The 14309-nt window shown below is 58.4% G+C and carries 11 protein-coding genes and 2 pseudogenes; 12 read left to right on the top strand and 1 reads right to left on the bottom strand.

The genetic code is table 11. The annotated features are described in order from the left end of the window. Positions 1–96 precede the first annotated feature (96 nt). The 11 genes and pseudogenes from ACOJB8_RS02535 to ACOJB8_RS02585 all read left to right on the top strand — a co-directional run bounded on the left by ACOJB8_RS02535 (position 97) and on the right by ACOJB8_RS02585 (position 10746). The gene (locus tag ACOJB8_RS02535) at positions 97–708 is read left to right on the top strand and encodes a hypothetical protein (RefSeq protein WP_141710794.1); all 612 of its coding nucleotides are present in this window, start codon (positions 97–99) and stop codon (positions 706–708) included. Positions 709–1003: 295 nt separating this feature from the next. Beyond that, positions 1004–1936 (top strand): MBL fold metallo-hydrolase, encoded by a 933-nt coding sequence (locus tag ACOJB8_RS02540; RefSeq protein ID WP_475011212.1) that lies wholly within the window; start codon positions 1004–1006, stop codon positions 1934–1936. A 789-nt stretch (positions 1937–2725) separates the two neighbouring features. Then, positions 2726–3355 carry a hypothetical protein gene (locus tag ACOJB8_RS02545; RefSeq protein ID WP_141710795.1) on the top strand — a complete coding sequence of 210 codons (630 nt, stop codon included), beginning with the start codon at positions 2726–2728 and terminating at the stop codon, positions 3353–3355. Beyond that, positions 3334–4587, top strand: coding sequence for a flagellar hook protein FlgE (gene flgE, locus ACOJB8_RS02550; protein WP_069266936.1), 1254 nt, complete (start codon positions 3334–3336; stop codon positions 4585–4587). The genes ACOJB8_RS02545 and flgE overlap by 22 nt, the downstream gene beginning before the upstream one ends. 1242 nt (positions 4588–5829) lie before the next feature. Continuing rightward, entirely contained in the window at positions 5830–6825 is a 996-nt protein-coding gene (locus tag ACOJB8_RS02555; RefSeq protein WP_083245454.1) for a LysR family transcriptional regulator, read from the top strand. After that, positions 6826–6950 (top strand): annotated as a pseudogene (locus ACOJB8_RS02560) (LysR family transcriptional regulator); the annotation flags it as partial. Between the two features lie 78 nt (positions 6951–7028). Continuing rightward, a pseudogene (locus tag ACOJB8_RS02565) lies at positions 7029–7222 on the top strand (transposase); the annotation flags it as partial. 76 nt (positions 7223–7298) lie between these two features. After that, positions 7299–7454, top strand: coding sequence for a hypothetical protein (locus ACOJB8_RS02570; protein WP_475010949.1), 156 nt, complete (start codon positions 7299–7301; stop codon positions 7452–7454). Positions 7455–7952: 498 nt separating this feature from the next. Beyond that, on the top strand, positions 7953–8732 hold the full coding sequence (locus ACOJB8_RS02575) for an acetoacetate decarboxylase (protein ID WP_083245455.1): 780 nt from the start codon (positions 7953–7955) through the stop codon (positions 8730–8732). A gap of 15 nt (positions 8733–8747) precedes the next feature. Further along, entirely contained in the window at positions 8748–9530 is a 783-nt protein-coding gene (locus ACOJB8_RS02580) for a 3-hydroxybutyrate dehydrogenase (protein ID WP_069266937.1), read from the top strand. A 10-nt stretch (positions 9531–9540) separates the two neighbouring features. Further along, positions 9541–10746, top strand: coding sequence for a DUF3734 domain-containing protein (locus tag ACOJB8_RS02585; protein WP_475010950.1), 1206 nt, complete (start codon positions 9541–9543; stop codon positions 10744–10746). A 624-nt stretch (positions 10747–11370) separates the two neighbouring features. Here ACOJB8_RS02585 and ACOJB8_RS02590 read toward each other — a convergent pair. Then, positions 11371–11856 carry a phage integrase central domain-containing protein gene (locus ACOJB8_RS02590; RefSeq protein ID WP_342949454.1) on the bottom strand — a complete coding sequence of 162 codons (486 nt, stop codon included), beginning with the start codon at positions 11854–11856 and terminating at the stop codon, positions 11371–11373. Positions 11857–12193: 337 nt separating this feature from the next. Between ACOJB8_RS02590 and fusA the strand changes: the two genes are divergently transcribed. Further along, the gene (fusA, locus tag ACOJB8_RS02595) at positions 12194–14248 is read left to right on the top strand and encodes an elongation factor G (protein WP_069266940.1); all 2055 of its coding nucleotides are present in this window, start codon (positions 12194–12196) and stop codon (positions 14246–14248) included. The last annotated feature ends 61 nt before the right edge of the window (positions 14249–14309 follow it).

Raw genomic sequence — 14309 nt, forward strand, 5'->3', positions numbered from 1 at the left:
AACACTTTAGTACGCGGTCGGGATCATTCAATGAATTTTTAACTCAGGACACTAGCATCCAGTGAAGGGCGGGTCATCTCGAAAGGAGATATCGCAATGCGAAGAACAGCAGTGTCAATTGAATGTCAAGCGTGCTGCGCCTACGGCGACGAGATGCTCGTCGGGACTTCCGTCGTCTCTTCGATGGGACTAGAAATCGACCAACGCTACTGGCCGAATTGCATCCATCGTGAGCAACAGCATTCCACCCGGCACCAGTGGGCTTTCGAGCTGTCTTTCAACGCTGGACTTTACGAGTTGCAGGACGAAGATTTCCAGTCGGCGGTTTCTTACTTCTCTCTAAGCTTGCAGCATTCTTACGAATTTTATCTTCGTGCCGCGGCGTATCAAGATGGAATCAATAAGGAGCGTTTCGATACGGCGTGGAGAATTCTATCTGATCGTCCAGACCTACAGTTCGAAGCCTATGTAATTTATTACCGTGCGGCGTTCGGGTTCGCCCCGGACCAATTGTCTGACGTCCATAGGGTGATGCGCCAGACAATCGCGGAAGACACCGTGGTCTTGACACGTGCGGAGGTTGTTTCATTGGCCCAGTTGGTTCTGAATGCGCTTCAACTGGCTACGGCAGACGCGAGGCATGCATTTCCCGAAGGGTTTCAGCGCGTCAAGGATGAACATACCACTGAAGCAATACCCAGGGTCTAGCTGCATCTTTCCTGTGCGAACGAGGATGTACCGGACGCGCGCCTGATGTCGGAAGACCGGCACATCGGGACCACCGGCTATAGCCGACAGTTTCTGTCGATCTCTGTTCGTCGTCGATTGTTGCCGTTCGGACAACATGATGGATGCATTCTCGATGCTACCGGTGCTCGCCTCTCTGCCTACAATCTTTCACACGGCTCGAAACGCGAGCAAAACGAAGCGCGCGGAACTCGCCGCCGTGCTCGTGTACCGCGCCGGTGCGGAGTGCCCCACTTAATGAACAGGAGTATTGAAGATGAGCGAAACAACTCGCAATTTGCAACCGGTTATCTCCAAGCTCGGCAAGGAAGGTTCAGGCGAGCTCGTGCCTTCCCGCTACGCCGTGCGCGTGGGTGACGTCGACGTCGTGCTGATCAGCGATGGCATTCTGCCGCTTCCGACCTCAACCATGTCCACCAACGTGAGCGAAGCGGACCGCAACGAATGGTTCGACGGTCGCTTCCTGCAACGCGACATGTTCGACTGGGCGCTTAATATTGCGCTCGTGCGCAGCGGCGAACGCCTGATCCTGATCGACTCGGGTGTGGGCGACGGTTTCGAATACTTCACGCGTGCAGGTCGGTCGGTGATGCGCCTGGAATCGGCTGGCATCGACCTGGCTGCGATCACCGATATCGTGATTACGCATATGCACATGGATCACGTCGGCGGACTGAACGTTGATGGCGTTAAGTCCAAGCTGCGCCCGGACGTGCGCATTCACGTATCTGCGGCCGAAGTGGAATTCTGGAAAAATCCGGACTTCAGCAAGACGGTGATGCCGGAAGCCGTTCCTCCCGCGCTCCGCAAAGCGGCTGCGAAGTTCACGGAACTCTACAGCGAAAACATCATGCAGTTCGATCAGACCGTCGAAGTCGCAACGGGCGTGTCGGCGCGCGTAACGGGTGGGCACACGCCGGGGCATTGCGTCGTAGACGTCGCATCGAACGGCGAGAAGCTGACGTTCGCAGGTGACGCGATTTTCGAAGTCGGCTTCGAGAATCCCGAATGGCAAAATGGCTTTGAGCACGAACCTGAAGTAGCTATGGACGTGCGCATCGCGTTGCTCAACGAAGCGGCTGAGACCGGCGCTCTGCTGGCAGCAGCACATATCGCGTTCCCGTCCATCGGTCACATTGCAAAAAACGGCGACGGCTTTCGCTTTGTGCCGGTGCTGTGGGACTACTGATCATCGACTAACAACCGATGGCAATTCTCAGAAGAGAATAAAAATAAGGCAATCTCTTCGCAATCCTGCTCGTACCTAGATTCTGGCTCTGAGTTGACGACTCTATTTCCGGTTCAAGTGAAATAAAGTCGTCAATTAGCATATGCAGGAACGAATGTGTCAACTCACCTTCGCTTCCGATTCCCATAAAATCCTGGTCTAAGGTGCGATTCTGTGTACGTGACGCAGCTGAACAGCTCCGCCATGAGCACGGCAGCCTCGCTTGGCATCAGGTTCCGTGGCGGCTGGTATCTCGCACGCCCTTCGACAAGATCTCCGTTGACGACAGCGCATCGGATCTGATCGACCAGCCAGCAGCGCATTTGTCGAAGTTTGCGCATGCGCCGATTCCGCGCCTGATTGACCACGAACGCGGCTGGCGCGGGCGACATCGCTGTGTCGCGGCGATGTCACTCGCGGCAGTTGATCGTCGCCCAAGATGATGAATGCCGTGCACGCGGGCTCTCGCCTTTTCCAACTTTGCATTTCAGAAGCACCGACGCAGCTTGCCAACGCGGGAAATCAGGGCGCTTTAAGCGGCCTTTTCAGTTTCCGCTCTCGCGCATGCTCCCTTGATGGCCAACCCGAAGAGTACGCGTTAGGCCTACTCAGTTCAATTAGCCAATGGCTAACATCGAGTTAGCCATTTGGTGTATTCCAATGGTTTAGGGGCGCACGCATACTGGCCACGGCCGGACGACCACGTGCGCAAGCAAGTATCCGGTGAGAATTAGCGCTAATGCGTATTTTATGAAATTCGCTTCGCCAGCAAGTTTTGCCGTAGTTCGCTACGCGGGGACTCCTGTGATTGATGATTCTGGTTCGACGTTGATTGCCAGCGTACCGACGCAGTTCTTTAGGTCGGCGGCGAACAAGTCAACGCCAAATCCTGGACGACGTCCACACTATTTGCTACGCCAACCGCACGATGAGGAAGGCGGGCCGTCCTGGGAAGGTTTCGACTCGCTTCGTCTGTGCATCAACAACTGGAACTTCGACTTCGAAGGCCCGCTATTTGCTATCCCGGACGAGGTCAGGGGCGCATATCTTCGCGACCTGACATTGTCCGTTACGTGTGACGATCTGGGCAACTACCCGATCAGAACAACGAGTTATTTGTACAGCAAGGAAAGCGCATTCATTGGGGTCATCGATTTACGTTACTTCGGCGAAAACATGCGGCGCACCCATCGCTTCAATCTCGCGGCGCATCGGCTCCCGGTTTCAACGCGTATGTCTGTTCGATTTTCGGTGGACGGCGGTGGTGCGCCGACCATCCCTACCCCTCCCTCCATCACGAGTGTAGCGGTCGCTCTCACGATAAGCGGCTCTTTCCAACACGACCAAGCAAGGACCATATGGGATACCAACAAGCGCTGAGTGGTCTCGCGGCGGCGTCCGACGACCTGGGTGTCATCGGGAACAATATTGCCAACGCCAACACCGTCGGCTTCAAGCAATCGACTGCGCAATTCGCGGATATGTATGCCAATGCGTTTGCGACATCCGTCAACAATCAGGTCGGCATTGGAACGCAGCTTTCCGAGGTTCAGCAGAACTTCAGCAATGGCAATATCACCTCGACCGGATTGCCATTGGACGTAGCAATCAACGGCAACGGCTTCTTCCTGCTTTCGAACAACGGCGCGACGACGTATTCTAGAAATGGAGTATTTCATCTGGACCCGAGTGGCGCGATTGAAAATGCCCAAGGTCAGAAGTTAATGGGTTATGGAGTCGATGCCAACGGGAACATCGTCAGGGGGGCTATCGGCCCCATCGTCATCTCTAACGCGGACCTCCCGCCCACTGCAACTACGACCATTCAGGCGTCGTATAATCTGAACTCCGGAGACAGCAACGTCGCGAACGCTACGTTCAGTCCGAGCGATCCGTCCAGTTACACGACCAGCCAGCAGGTCAACCCCTACGACTCGCTTGGCGACGACCAGCAGCCGGTCACTTTTTATTTCGCGAAGACAGCAACGGGTTCGTGGAATGTCTACGGCACCTACGGTGCAACTGGTACCCCGGTTGGGCCAGGCGCGAATGGCCTCCTGGGAACGGTCACGTTCAATAGTTCCGGGCAGATTACCTCGCCGAGTCCCGCAACATTTGCAATCAGCATCCCCAACGCTGCGGACAATGGCGCGACGACTCAGAATCTCACGCTCGATTTGACCGGAACGACACAGTACGGCGCCAAGGACGGCGTCACCAATCTCGCCCTAGACGGCAACCCCGCCTGTCAGCTCACCGGATTCACGGTCGGGTCGGACGGCGTGTTGACTGGCACCTATTCGAGCGATAGGTATACGAGTACCCAGACACGCAATCTTGGACAGATCGTACTCGCAACGTTCAACAACCCAAACGGCCTCGTCGACCTTGGCGGAAACGCCTACGCGCAAACCAATGAATCGGGTGCGGCTCAGATTTCGACGCCTGGTTCGACGACGCACGGCACACTTCAAGGCGGTGCGGTGGAGGAATCGAACGTCGAACTCACGAACCAGCTCGTCGATCTCATCACCGCGCAACGCAATTACCAGGCGAACGCACAGACCATTAAGACGCAGCAAAACGTGGATCAGGCACTCTTCAATCTCTGATTGAGCAATACGCGGCGAGAAATCGCAAGTCCTTACGCCTGACGTCTTCGCCGAATGTGAAGCGAGCCTGGCAGCAGGAATTGCGATTCCGCGCCCGTGGCAGTGCTCTGAGGCCGGCCGTCTAACGCGCCTGTAACGCAGGTTAAAGCAAACTGCTTCCTTGCCGTTGGGGGTAATCGCCGAACAGTGATCGCTCCCCCGCCCCTGAACGCATGTGAGCCCAAACGCACTAGACTCGATATGTGCCTGCCATTCCGGATTGAGTGGGTCGTTAGGATGCATGCGCCTCGCCACCATCCGGTGCGAAGGGTTACGGAGTTTCCGACTGCGTGCGCGTTAACCAGCGAAATCGTGCCCGCGAGTTCATGCACACGCACAATCGAACAGGCCGGCTACGCGGCGCGCCAACTTGCCCCTTCTATCACCTTGAACAGCGAGCCGCTCCAGCTGCAGTCCATGTTGCCAGCACACGACGCGTTTTCCATCAAGGTATGGAATCGTCTCGTTTCGCATCGCGCGCAGCTGAGAACGCGCCATGTTCTGCCGTAGTCAGTAATCGCGATCGTTGCTGCGCTTATTGAAGGCGAGCCCGGTTCGTCGCAGATGTTCGAAACGGTCTGCGAGTGCTTTTTTCAAATCGCTATGCGGTGCAACCCAGACCAGCCCGTGTACATAGTGGCGCCATGCGCCAACGGCTGAAGCTCGTTTGCCCCGACGCACACATGTTGCTCATATCGCCAACTGGTGCGATGCGGGCAACACTATGAGCCCGTTCGCATGTCTACCACCACATGCTACTCCCTCCTACGATGACGCGTTGCGGCGAACTGCACTAACGGCATCCGCAAGGCTCGGGGCTTATCCGACACCGCAAAGCGCAACTCATGGTGCGACGTATCAACGGCGTTCAGCAATCGCCGAAGCTGGTCCGAAATTTCCTCGCAGTCTGCAAGTCGCGAAGTAGGCGGGTACACAACATGTGCCAATGACCACGTTGTGTCCACAGCCGCCCTACTCGACAGCTATCTTGTCCGCGACACACGGCTGATTATGCGTTGAAGGGTCCGCTCCACGCTTTGGAGCCCCCGCCGTTAGTCTTAGTGTCCGACTGCAGTGCGTGGTAAGCCCGCGAACACCTTGCGGCGGACCCAAAGGTTCAGAGACGACACGATGCTCCATGGGGCCGTGGTCCGTAACGGCGGCTTCCAGCTCCCCTCGGCATACGTAACAGGGTAGTTTCGAATGACAAAGAAAATGACCGGTACGGCCGCACACCCTCGAACCTACCTGGGACTCGAGGCTCGAGGGTCCGCGTCGCTACGGCGACCCGGGATCTCGCGGAATTTCTCCGGTGTTATCGGTTTCATCAATGTCGCACTCAGCGGCAGCCTCACCGAGGCGTCACGTCGCCTTGGTGTGTCGTCGCCCTCGCTAAGCAAGAGCATTGCTCGGCTTGAGTCCCAGCTGAATGTGCGACTTTTGGAGCGCTCCAATCGAAAAATAGCGCTGACCGCCGAAGGCACAATATTCTTTGAAGAGTGTTTTCCGGCTGTGAATCACATCATTCGTGTTGCGGGAGATTTAACTGAAACTACTGCTATACCTGCCGGACACCTTCGTGTCGCCTGCTCACCAAGTTTCGGCCGGCTGTATGTCATTGGCATGCTGCCGTCGTTCTGCGCAACGTTTCCGGGCATTCAGATTGACCTCGATCTCAATGATCTCAGTCTCGATCCGGGGCGAAACGGTATTGACGTTGGGATCCGATACGGCGAGGTGAGCAAGGGAGATTTCGTTGCGCGGCGCCTCTGCGACTCTGGATTGGTGGTATGCGCGTCACCGTCATATCTCATCGAACACGGAACCCCGCTAACGATAGATGATCTTCGCCAGCACAGGCTCATCCTGCATCGGCGCGCGGATTCTGGTCGGCCGGTTGAGTGGTTGTTTTACCAGAACGGCGAGGCGGTCAAGCGTCGCTTCGATGGCTACATTGTCGCCAACGATCTGGATCTCATACAACAGGCGGCGCTTTCCGGGTGCGGGCTGGCTCAGCTCGACAGCAAGCAAGCGGGAAAACACATTGAAAGAGGCGAGTTGGTCCCCGTATTGGCGGGACTTGCGCCCCGGGGCGGTGGATATTTCATCTGTTACCGCAACAGTCCGCGAACGCCTCCGAGGGTCAAGGCCTTCGTCGACTTTCTCCTCGACCATCTGGCTGGCTACCGAAATGTCTAACGCTCAACGCAGGCGGATTCTCCAACGGTTGCAGCATGACGACCATGCAAGGCGGCGAGCGCTTGGTTCTCAAAGGCAAGTGCGCATTGGCAGTGACAATCACGGACGTGCCGGAACTGAGCCCTAGGGAAGGTCTGCAAAAGTCCTGGCGTTGAAGTCTGGTTGTCCTCTCCTGGAAGAACGCGAATTAAAGGAGTTCCTCGATGACACAGCTCGGTCTTGGCCTGGATCTTTCAACGAAACGCACACGCAAGCGGGAATTCTCGATGAGATGAGGCGCCTTGTGCCATGGTCGAGGTTGATTGCGTTGATCAAACCGCACTATCCGAAGGGTAAGACTGGAAGGCCGCCGTTTCCGGTTGAGACGATGTTGCAGATTCACTTCATGCAGCAGTGGTCAGAACGCCCCATGGATTGATCGAACCGTCGGTCTTGAATACATCGATGGTAAGGGCTTTAAGCAAACCAAGGCGGTGGCGACGACCGACGTGTCAATCAGGGTTCCCGAGCGGGAATACGCGTGGTATCGCCGAATTAACGACGGGGGCACTCTGCTGCCACTGACCCGGCATGAGCAGAAAGCACTGGTCAACGCGCTGAAGCATCTGGGCAATCGCGAGACGAGCTAATGCACTACGTCGCGCTCCTGACCGGTGCTCGCATTCAGACCGTCCTGACACTTCGCTGGGGCGATTTCGCTACGCCGCCGAGCCAAATCAACCAGTGGCCGCTCAAGTTGCAGTGCGGGCCGTGGGCCAGACTCGAAAATTGCCGCGTCATCCTTCACCAACAGGCATCCGCGATTCTACGCGGAAAAACATACCACCAGAAATACCACCAGGTGCGACACGCTGTGCATCTACCCTCCTGCCGTTGATTGTTGTCGCATAGACAACACGGGGAGTTCCTTTGCAGGGCTACTGCCGCAAGACGACCACGCTTACGCTTTGTCCTGACGGCGATGGCGCACGATGCCTGATGCAAGCCGTGAAACACAACACTACAAAAGAAACGTGCAAACGCGCACAGCAAGTCTTCACTGCCTTGCGCGTGCACGTCATTGGTCGCGGCAGCAAAAGCTGTTGCGATGCGCGTTGCGCAACCTCTCACCATGCGAGGAACGACCCGTGACAGAAGAAGATATCCGCAACAACGCCTTTGCGATGCCCGTACACAATCCGGCGTATCCCCGTCCGCCCTTCCGCTTCATCAATCGGGAGTATTTCATCATCTCGTATGAAACTGACATGGATGCGCTAAGGGCCGTCGTTCCGGAACCGCTGACGGTCGACAACGCTATCGTCCACTACGAATTTATCCGCATGCCCGATTCGTCGGGATTCGGCAACTACACGGAAAGCGGTCAGGTGATTTCGGTGCGGGATGAGGACGGCAATCGCGCCAACTTCACGCACGCGATGTATCTGGACGACGAAGGCCCGATCGCCGGTGGACGCGAAATCTGGGGGTTTCCCAAGAAGCTGGCTTCGCCAAAGCTCTGTGTCGATGGCAAGGACACGCTCCTCGGCACGCTCGACTACGGAACGCAGCGCATCGCCACCGGGACGATGGGCTACAAGTATCGCGCGCTCGACACAGCGGCCGAGTGCCGCAAGCTCGCCGACACGCCCAACTACCTGCTCAAGGTCATTCCCCACGTAGATGGCTCGGTACGCATTTGCGAACTGGTGCGCTTCTTCCTGCGTGACGTCGACGTGATCGGCGCGTGGGAGGGACCTGCAGCGCTCGAGCTACATCCGCACGCACTCGCATCGGTTGCTGATCTGCCGGTTCGCAAGGTGATCGGCGCACGTCACGTCATTGCAAATCTGACGCTTGATGTCGGCGACGTGGTCTATGACTATCTCGCCCCTGCCGAGTCGTTGAAACTCGCGGTCAACCAGTAAACCCCCGGAGGACGTATGGCATTGAATGATAAGGTCGCGCTCGTTACGGGTGCAGCAAGCGGTATCGGCGAACAGTGTGCACGCAAGCTTGCGTCAGACGGCGCGACGGTCGTGATCGCGGATCTGAATCTCGCGAACGCTCAAAATGTCGCTAAGGAAATCGCCGCCAATGGCGGGAAAGCGTTCGCCGTTGCGATGGACGTGACCAGCGAAGAAGCGGTCAATGCGGGTGTGGCCGAAACGGTAAACCGGCTCGGCGGCATCGACGTGCTCGTGTCGAATGCAGGCATCCAGATCGTCAACCGGATCGAGGACTACCCATTTTCCGACTGGAAGAAGATGCTGGCGATTCACCTCGACGGCGCATTCCTGACGACCAAGGCCGTCATCAAGCATATGTACGCGGCGAACAATGGTGGCGCGGTGATCTACATGGGCTCGGTGCACTCGCACGAGGCGTCGCAGCTCAAGTCGGCCTATGTGACTGCGAAACACGGGCTGCTCGGTCTCGCCCGGGTTGTCGCGAAAGAAGGTGGACCACGTGGCGTGCGCGCCAATGTCGTGTGTCCGGGCTTCGTGAGAACCCCGCTGGTCGACAAGCAGATCCCCGAGCAGGCCAAAGCCTTGGGAATCTCTGAGCAGCAGGTTGTGAAGGACGTAATGTTGAAGGAGACAGTCGACGGCGAATTCACGTCGCTGGAAGATGTCGCGAACACGGTTGCATTCCTCGCCGGCTTCGAGTCTAGCGCTCTCACCGGACAATCGATTGTGGTCAGCCACGGCTGGTTCATGCAGTAAGGAGGCAACCATGTATCCGAGCCAGCGTAACAAGCTGCAGCAGCCCCATCCCATCAAGCTCCCGGCATATGACGAAATCGGACTCGTGCTGCAGGGTGGCGGCGCACTGGGCTCATATCAGGCCGGCGTATATGAAGGTATGGCCGAAGTCGGCGTGGAACCGACGCGAATATCCGGGGTATCCATCGGCGCGCTGAATACGGCGATCATCGCCGGCAATGCGCCTGCGGACCGGATGGAGGCGCTGCGCGGCTTCTGGAACACGATCAGTCAGCCCGCGGATTTCTTCTCGCATGTCGGTGCGCGCATTCCAACGTGGCCGGGGCTTGAAGATATGGGGCGCCGGTGGTCGAGCGCATGGGCGGCGACGCGCACGCTGATGGAAGGTCAGGCCGGGTTCTTCTCCCCGCGCACGCCTACGCCTCTCGCAGGGCTCGGCCGGAAACGTCCTGACAAGGTCAGCTATTACGACACGTCCGCGTTGCGTGAAACGCTTTTGCGATACGCAAACTTCGATCGGATCAATGACGGGAAGATTCACGTATCCGTTGGGGCGGTCAATGTGCGAACGGGCAATCTCGTGTACTTCGACAATTCGACAATGCGTCTGGCACCGGAGCATTTCATCGCATCCGGCGCGCTGCCGCCGGGCTTTCCAGCCGTCGAGATCGATGGAGAGTTCTACTGGGACGGCGGACTGGTTTCCAACACACCGCTCACCGAGATCATCAGGGAAAGCCAGCATAAGGACACACTCGTTTTCCAGATCGATCTGTGGAGCTCGCGAGGCAAGCTACCAGGTGACTTCCTCGACGTCAGCGAGCGCACCAAAGACATTCAATATTCGAGCCGGACGCGAGCGATCACCGCGTTCATGTCGCAGAACCAGAAGCACGCCCAGATGATCAAGGCGCTGCTCGAACACATTCCCGAAAAGGTGCGGCTTGCGCACCCCTTGTTGCGGGAGGCACAGAACACGGCGGATGGCAGTGCGGTGAATGTCGTGCACCTGATCTACAAGAATAAATCGTTCGAGGGGCACTACAAGGACTATGAATTCAGCAAGGATACGATGCGCGAGCATTGGGCGAGCGGTCTCGAGGATATTCGCCGCTCGTTCGGCCACCCCGAGTGGTTCGATATCCCGAGCCGCGAAATCGGCTTCGTCACGCGGGACGTGCATCGCTATCGACAGGAAGTCAACCGCATGGTTTGATCGTCCGCAGGCGGTTCGGAAGCGGTCGCACCTGAACGTGCCGTGAACGTCTCCGAAGGGTCGCGAAGCGTCTCTGGCTTCGCATTTCAGCACTCGTACACCAATGCGTGCTGCCGCCGATCGGCGTCCACCCGTGACGGGACCAGACCGGATCCCTCGGCGATCTTGCCATACCTCAGATCGAACGCCTCGATCTTCAAGTCGGCTCAAACTTTGGCCAGCTTCAAACGTTCGATATTCGCACAAGGCGCGGTTCTTTTATGCTGCCGCACTCACGTTAAGCGGAATAACGTTGTCACCTGCGGCTGCTCGCCCGTGCAGGTAATTCGTCCATGCGCCCATGAGGACCGCGCGGCGCTCAAACATCGTATCTCGTTGATATGCCACCGCCGTCTCTCCGCGTGGCCGGTGCGCAAGCTGTCGCTCGCCATGTCTGGGATCGTAACCTTGGGCGTCGACCCAACCGCGAAAGCACGCACGACAACCATGGGGCACAGGCGTGCGGCCCGGAGTATCCGACACAATGCCGGTTTCCCGAAAGAACGTCTGCAGATCCACATCGGAAACCGGGCCGAACCGCCGTGTGCAGCAGAACGAACGTGCACGCGCGTAAGCTCGTGCGGCTCAATGCCCGCAAGGTGCGCTCGCATGAACACGGGTGCATCGGTATGCAGGATCGCGGGGTGGTGCTTTGGCTTCGACTGCCGCGCGCTTCTGCTCGGCAGCAACGCGCGCGCTTGGCACCGGATTACACATCGCGCGCTCCGGGTACGCCGCGAACGCCCATTCCATGATTGCGCTAGCACGCTGAAAGACGTTATCCGCGACACACAGGCACTCGATCCATGCGGACGCGAGCGCATCGAAAAAGTCACGCGGCTTGAGCGTATCGACCCGGCGCTCCAGCAGCGGCGCCAGGTGCGCTTTCACGCTACTGAGCCACCGCCGCGCGTTTCTGCCGTCGGCTTGCTTCCAGCCACTCTTAGCCTTCTCATGCGTTTTCACGGCGGCCTGCAAGAACGTGGGCACCTTCGCATCCCGCTCGATAATCACCTGCTCGCGTCTGCGCTCCTGGATGGGGTCATGGCCACCATCGATCTGGCTGCGCATTGCCAGCGCACGCGCTCGGGCGTCGCGCAGCGACGTAGACGTAGCGCCCACTTGCCGCCGTTAGCATTGGGTCGAATCATCAGTCCGGGTACCTGACTATCACTGAGCGGCATGTCGCCGGGTTTCAGGTTGCGCAGCGCGCGGTCGGTCAGCATCGGCATAGGGTATTTCCCAGGATTTTGACCCACCATCTAGCCCACCACTGGACACATGGCAGCAGTCGGAACAAAATGGATCGAACCGGACTCATTATGTTGGCAACCTATTGATTATACAGTGAAATTTGGAAACGCTCGTGGGTCATACCGGATAAATCTGTACAACAATGGATCGACAAATGGATTACAGTCCCGAAGCCATCCGCACGATCGCTCTGGTCGGCCATGCCGGCTGCGGCAAGACCTCGCTTGCCGAAGCGCTCCTGCACCAGGGCGGCGCGCTGCACGCGCCAGGCAGCGTGAATCGCGGCACCGCCCTCTGCGATTTCGATCCCCTCGAACGCAAATACCACCACTCCCTCAACTCCGCCATCGCCCACCTCGACCACCAGGACACGCGCATCTACCTGCTCGACACACCCGGCTACCCCGACTTCGCCGGCATGTCGATGAGCGCGCTGCCTGCGGTGGAAACGGCGGCCATCGTCATCAATGCGCGCACCGGCATCGAGATGACGACGACCCGCATGATGGCGTACGCGCAGCAGCGCAAGCTGTGCCGGATGATCATCGTGAACGGCATCGACGCGGAAAAGGTCGATTTGCCGGGGCTGCTCGAGCAGATCCAGGAGACCTTCGGCAAGACCTGCCTGCCGATCAATCTGCCTGCGCAAGGCGGCCGCGAAGTGGTGGACTGCTTTTTCAACCCGGCTGGCGAGGCCGATTTCTATTCCGTGGAGGCAGCGCACAATGCGCTCGTCGACCAGGTGATCGAACTCGATCCCGAGTTGATGGAGTTGTACCTCGAACAAGGCGAAGCCATCAGCCCCGAGCAACTACACGAGCCGTTCGAACGCGCGTTGCGCGAAGGCCATCTCGTCCCGGTGTGCTTCACTTCTACGGCGACGGGTGCGGGCATCGCGCAACTGCTCGACGTGTTCGTGCGGCTCCTGCCCAATGTCACCGAAGGCAATCCACCGCTGTTCTACCGCGAAGTGGAGGGCAAGGAAGGCAAGGAGCCCGTGCGCGCCGAGCCGGATGCCGACAAGCACGTGCTCGCGCATGTGTTCAAGATCGTGATGGACCCGTATATCGGCAAGGTGGCGGTGTTTCGCATTCATCAGGGCACGGTGACGCGCGACAGCCAGCTTTATATCGGCAACGCGCGACAGCCGTTCAAGGTCGCGCATCTGCTGATGCTGCAGGGCAAGGAGCATACGGAGGTGCAGCGCGCGGGGCCCGGCAATATCTGCGCGGTGGCGAAGGCTGACGATATCGGCTTCGACGCCGTGCTGCACGACGCGCCCGAAGACGGCAACATCCACCTCACGCCGCCTGCGTTTCCCAATCCGATTTACGGTCTCGCTATCGAGCCGGCGCGACCCGGCAACGAGCAACGCGTGTGGGAAGTGCTGCAAAAGCTCGCGGCAGAAGATCCTTGCCTGCAGATCGATCACCCCGAAGGGACCAATGAAACCGTGGTCCGCGGCCTGGGCGAACTGCACTTGCGCTACATGCTGGAGCGGCTCACCGATCAGTACAAACTCGATGTCGTGACGCGTCCGCCGACGATTGCGTGGCGCGAGACGATTGGCGGCAAAGCCGAGGGCCATTGCCGCCACAAGAAGCAGACCGGCGGCGCGGGCCAGTTCGGCGAAGTCATGTTGCGCGTCGAGCCCTTGCCGCGCGGTGCGGGCTTCGAATTCGTGGATGCAGTGAAAGGCGGCGCGATTCCTTCGCAGTTCATGCCTGCCGTGGAAAAAGGCATCTTGCAGGTGATCGACAGCGGGCCGCTCGCGGGCTTTCCCATGCAGGACGTGCGCGTGATCGTGTACGACGGCAAGCACCATCCGGTGGATTCGAAGGAAGTGGCGTTCGTTACCGCGGGGCGCAAGGCGTTTATCGATGCGGTATTGAAAGCGCAGCCTATCGTGCTCGAACCGATTGTCGATATCGAGGTGATGACGCCCGAGGCCGCGATGGGCGACATCATCGGCGATCTTTCGGCGCGGCGTGGGCAGGTGCATGGCACGCGCACGATGGGCGGGCAGGCCATGGTCATTGCGGGGAAGGTGCCGCTTGCCGAGCTCAACGATTATCAGTCGCGGCTGAATTCACTCGCGGGCGGGCATGGGAATTACAGCATTCAGCTGAGCCACTACGATCCGGTGCCGCCGACGCATCAGGAAAGGCTCGCGGCGCAGCATAAGGGGCGGGGGGAGAGTGTGGAGTGAGGTGTTTGAAATGAGGCTGTTGATTAGGAAATAAACATTTCCTATAATCTCCCCATGGCAT

It is taken from the genome of Paraburkholderia sp. BR10141 (assembly GCF_056155635.1).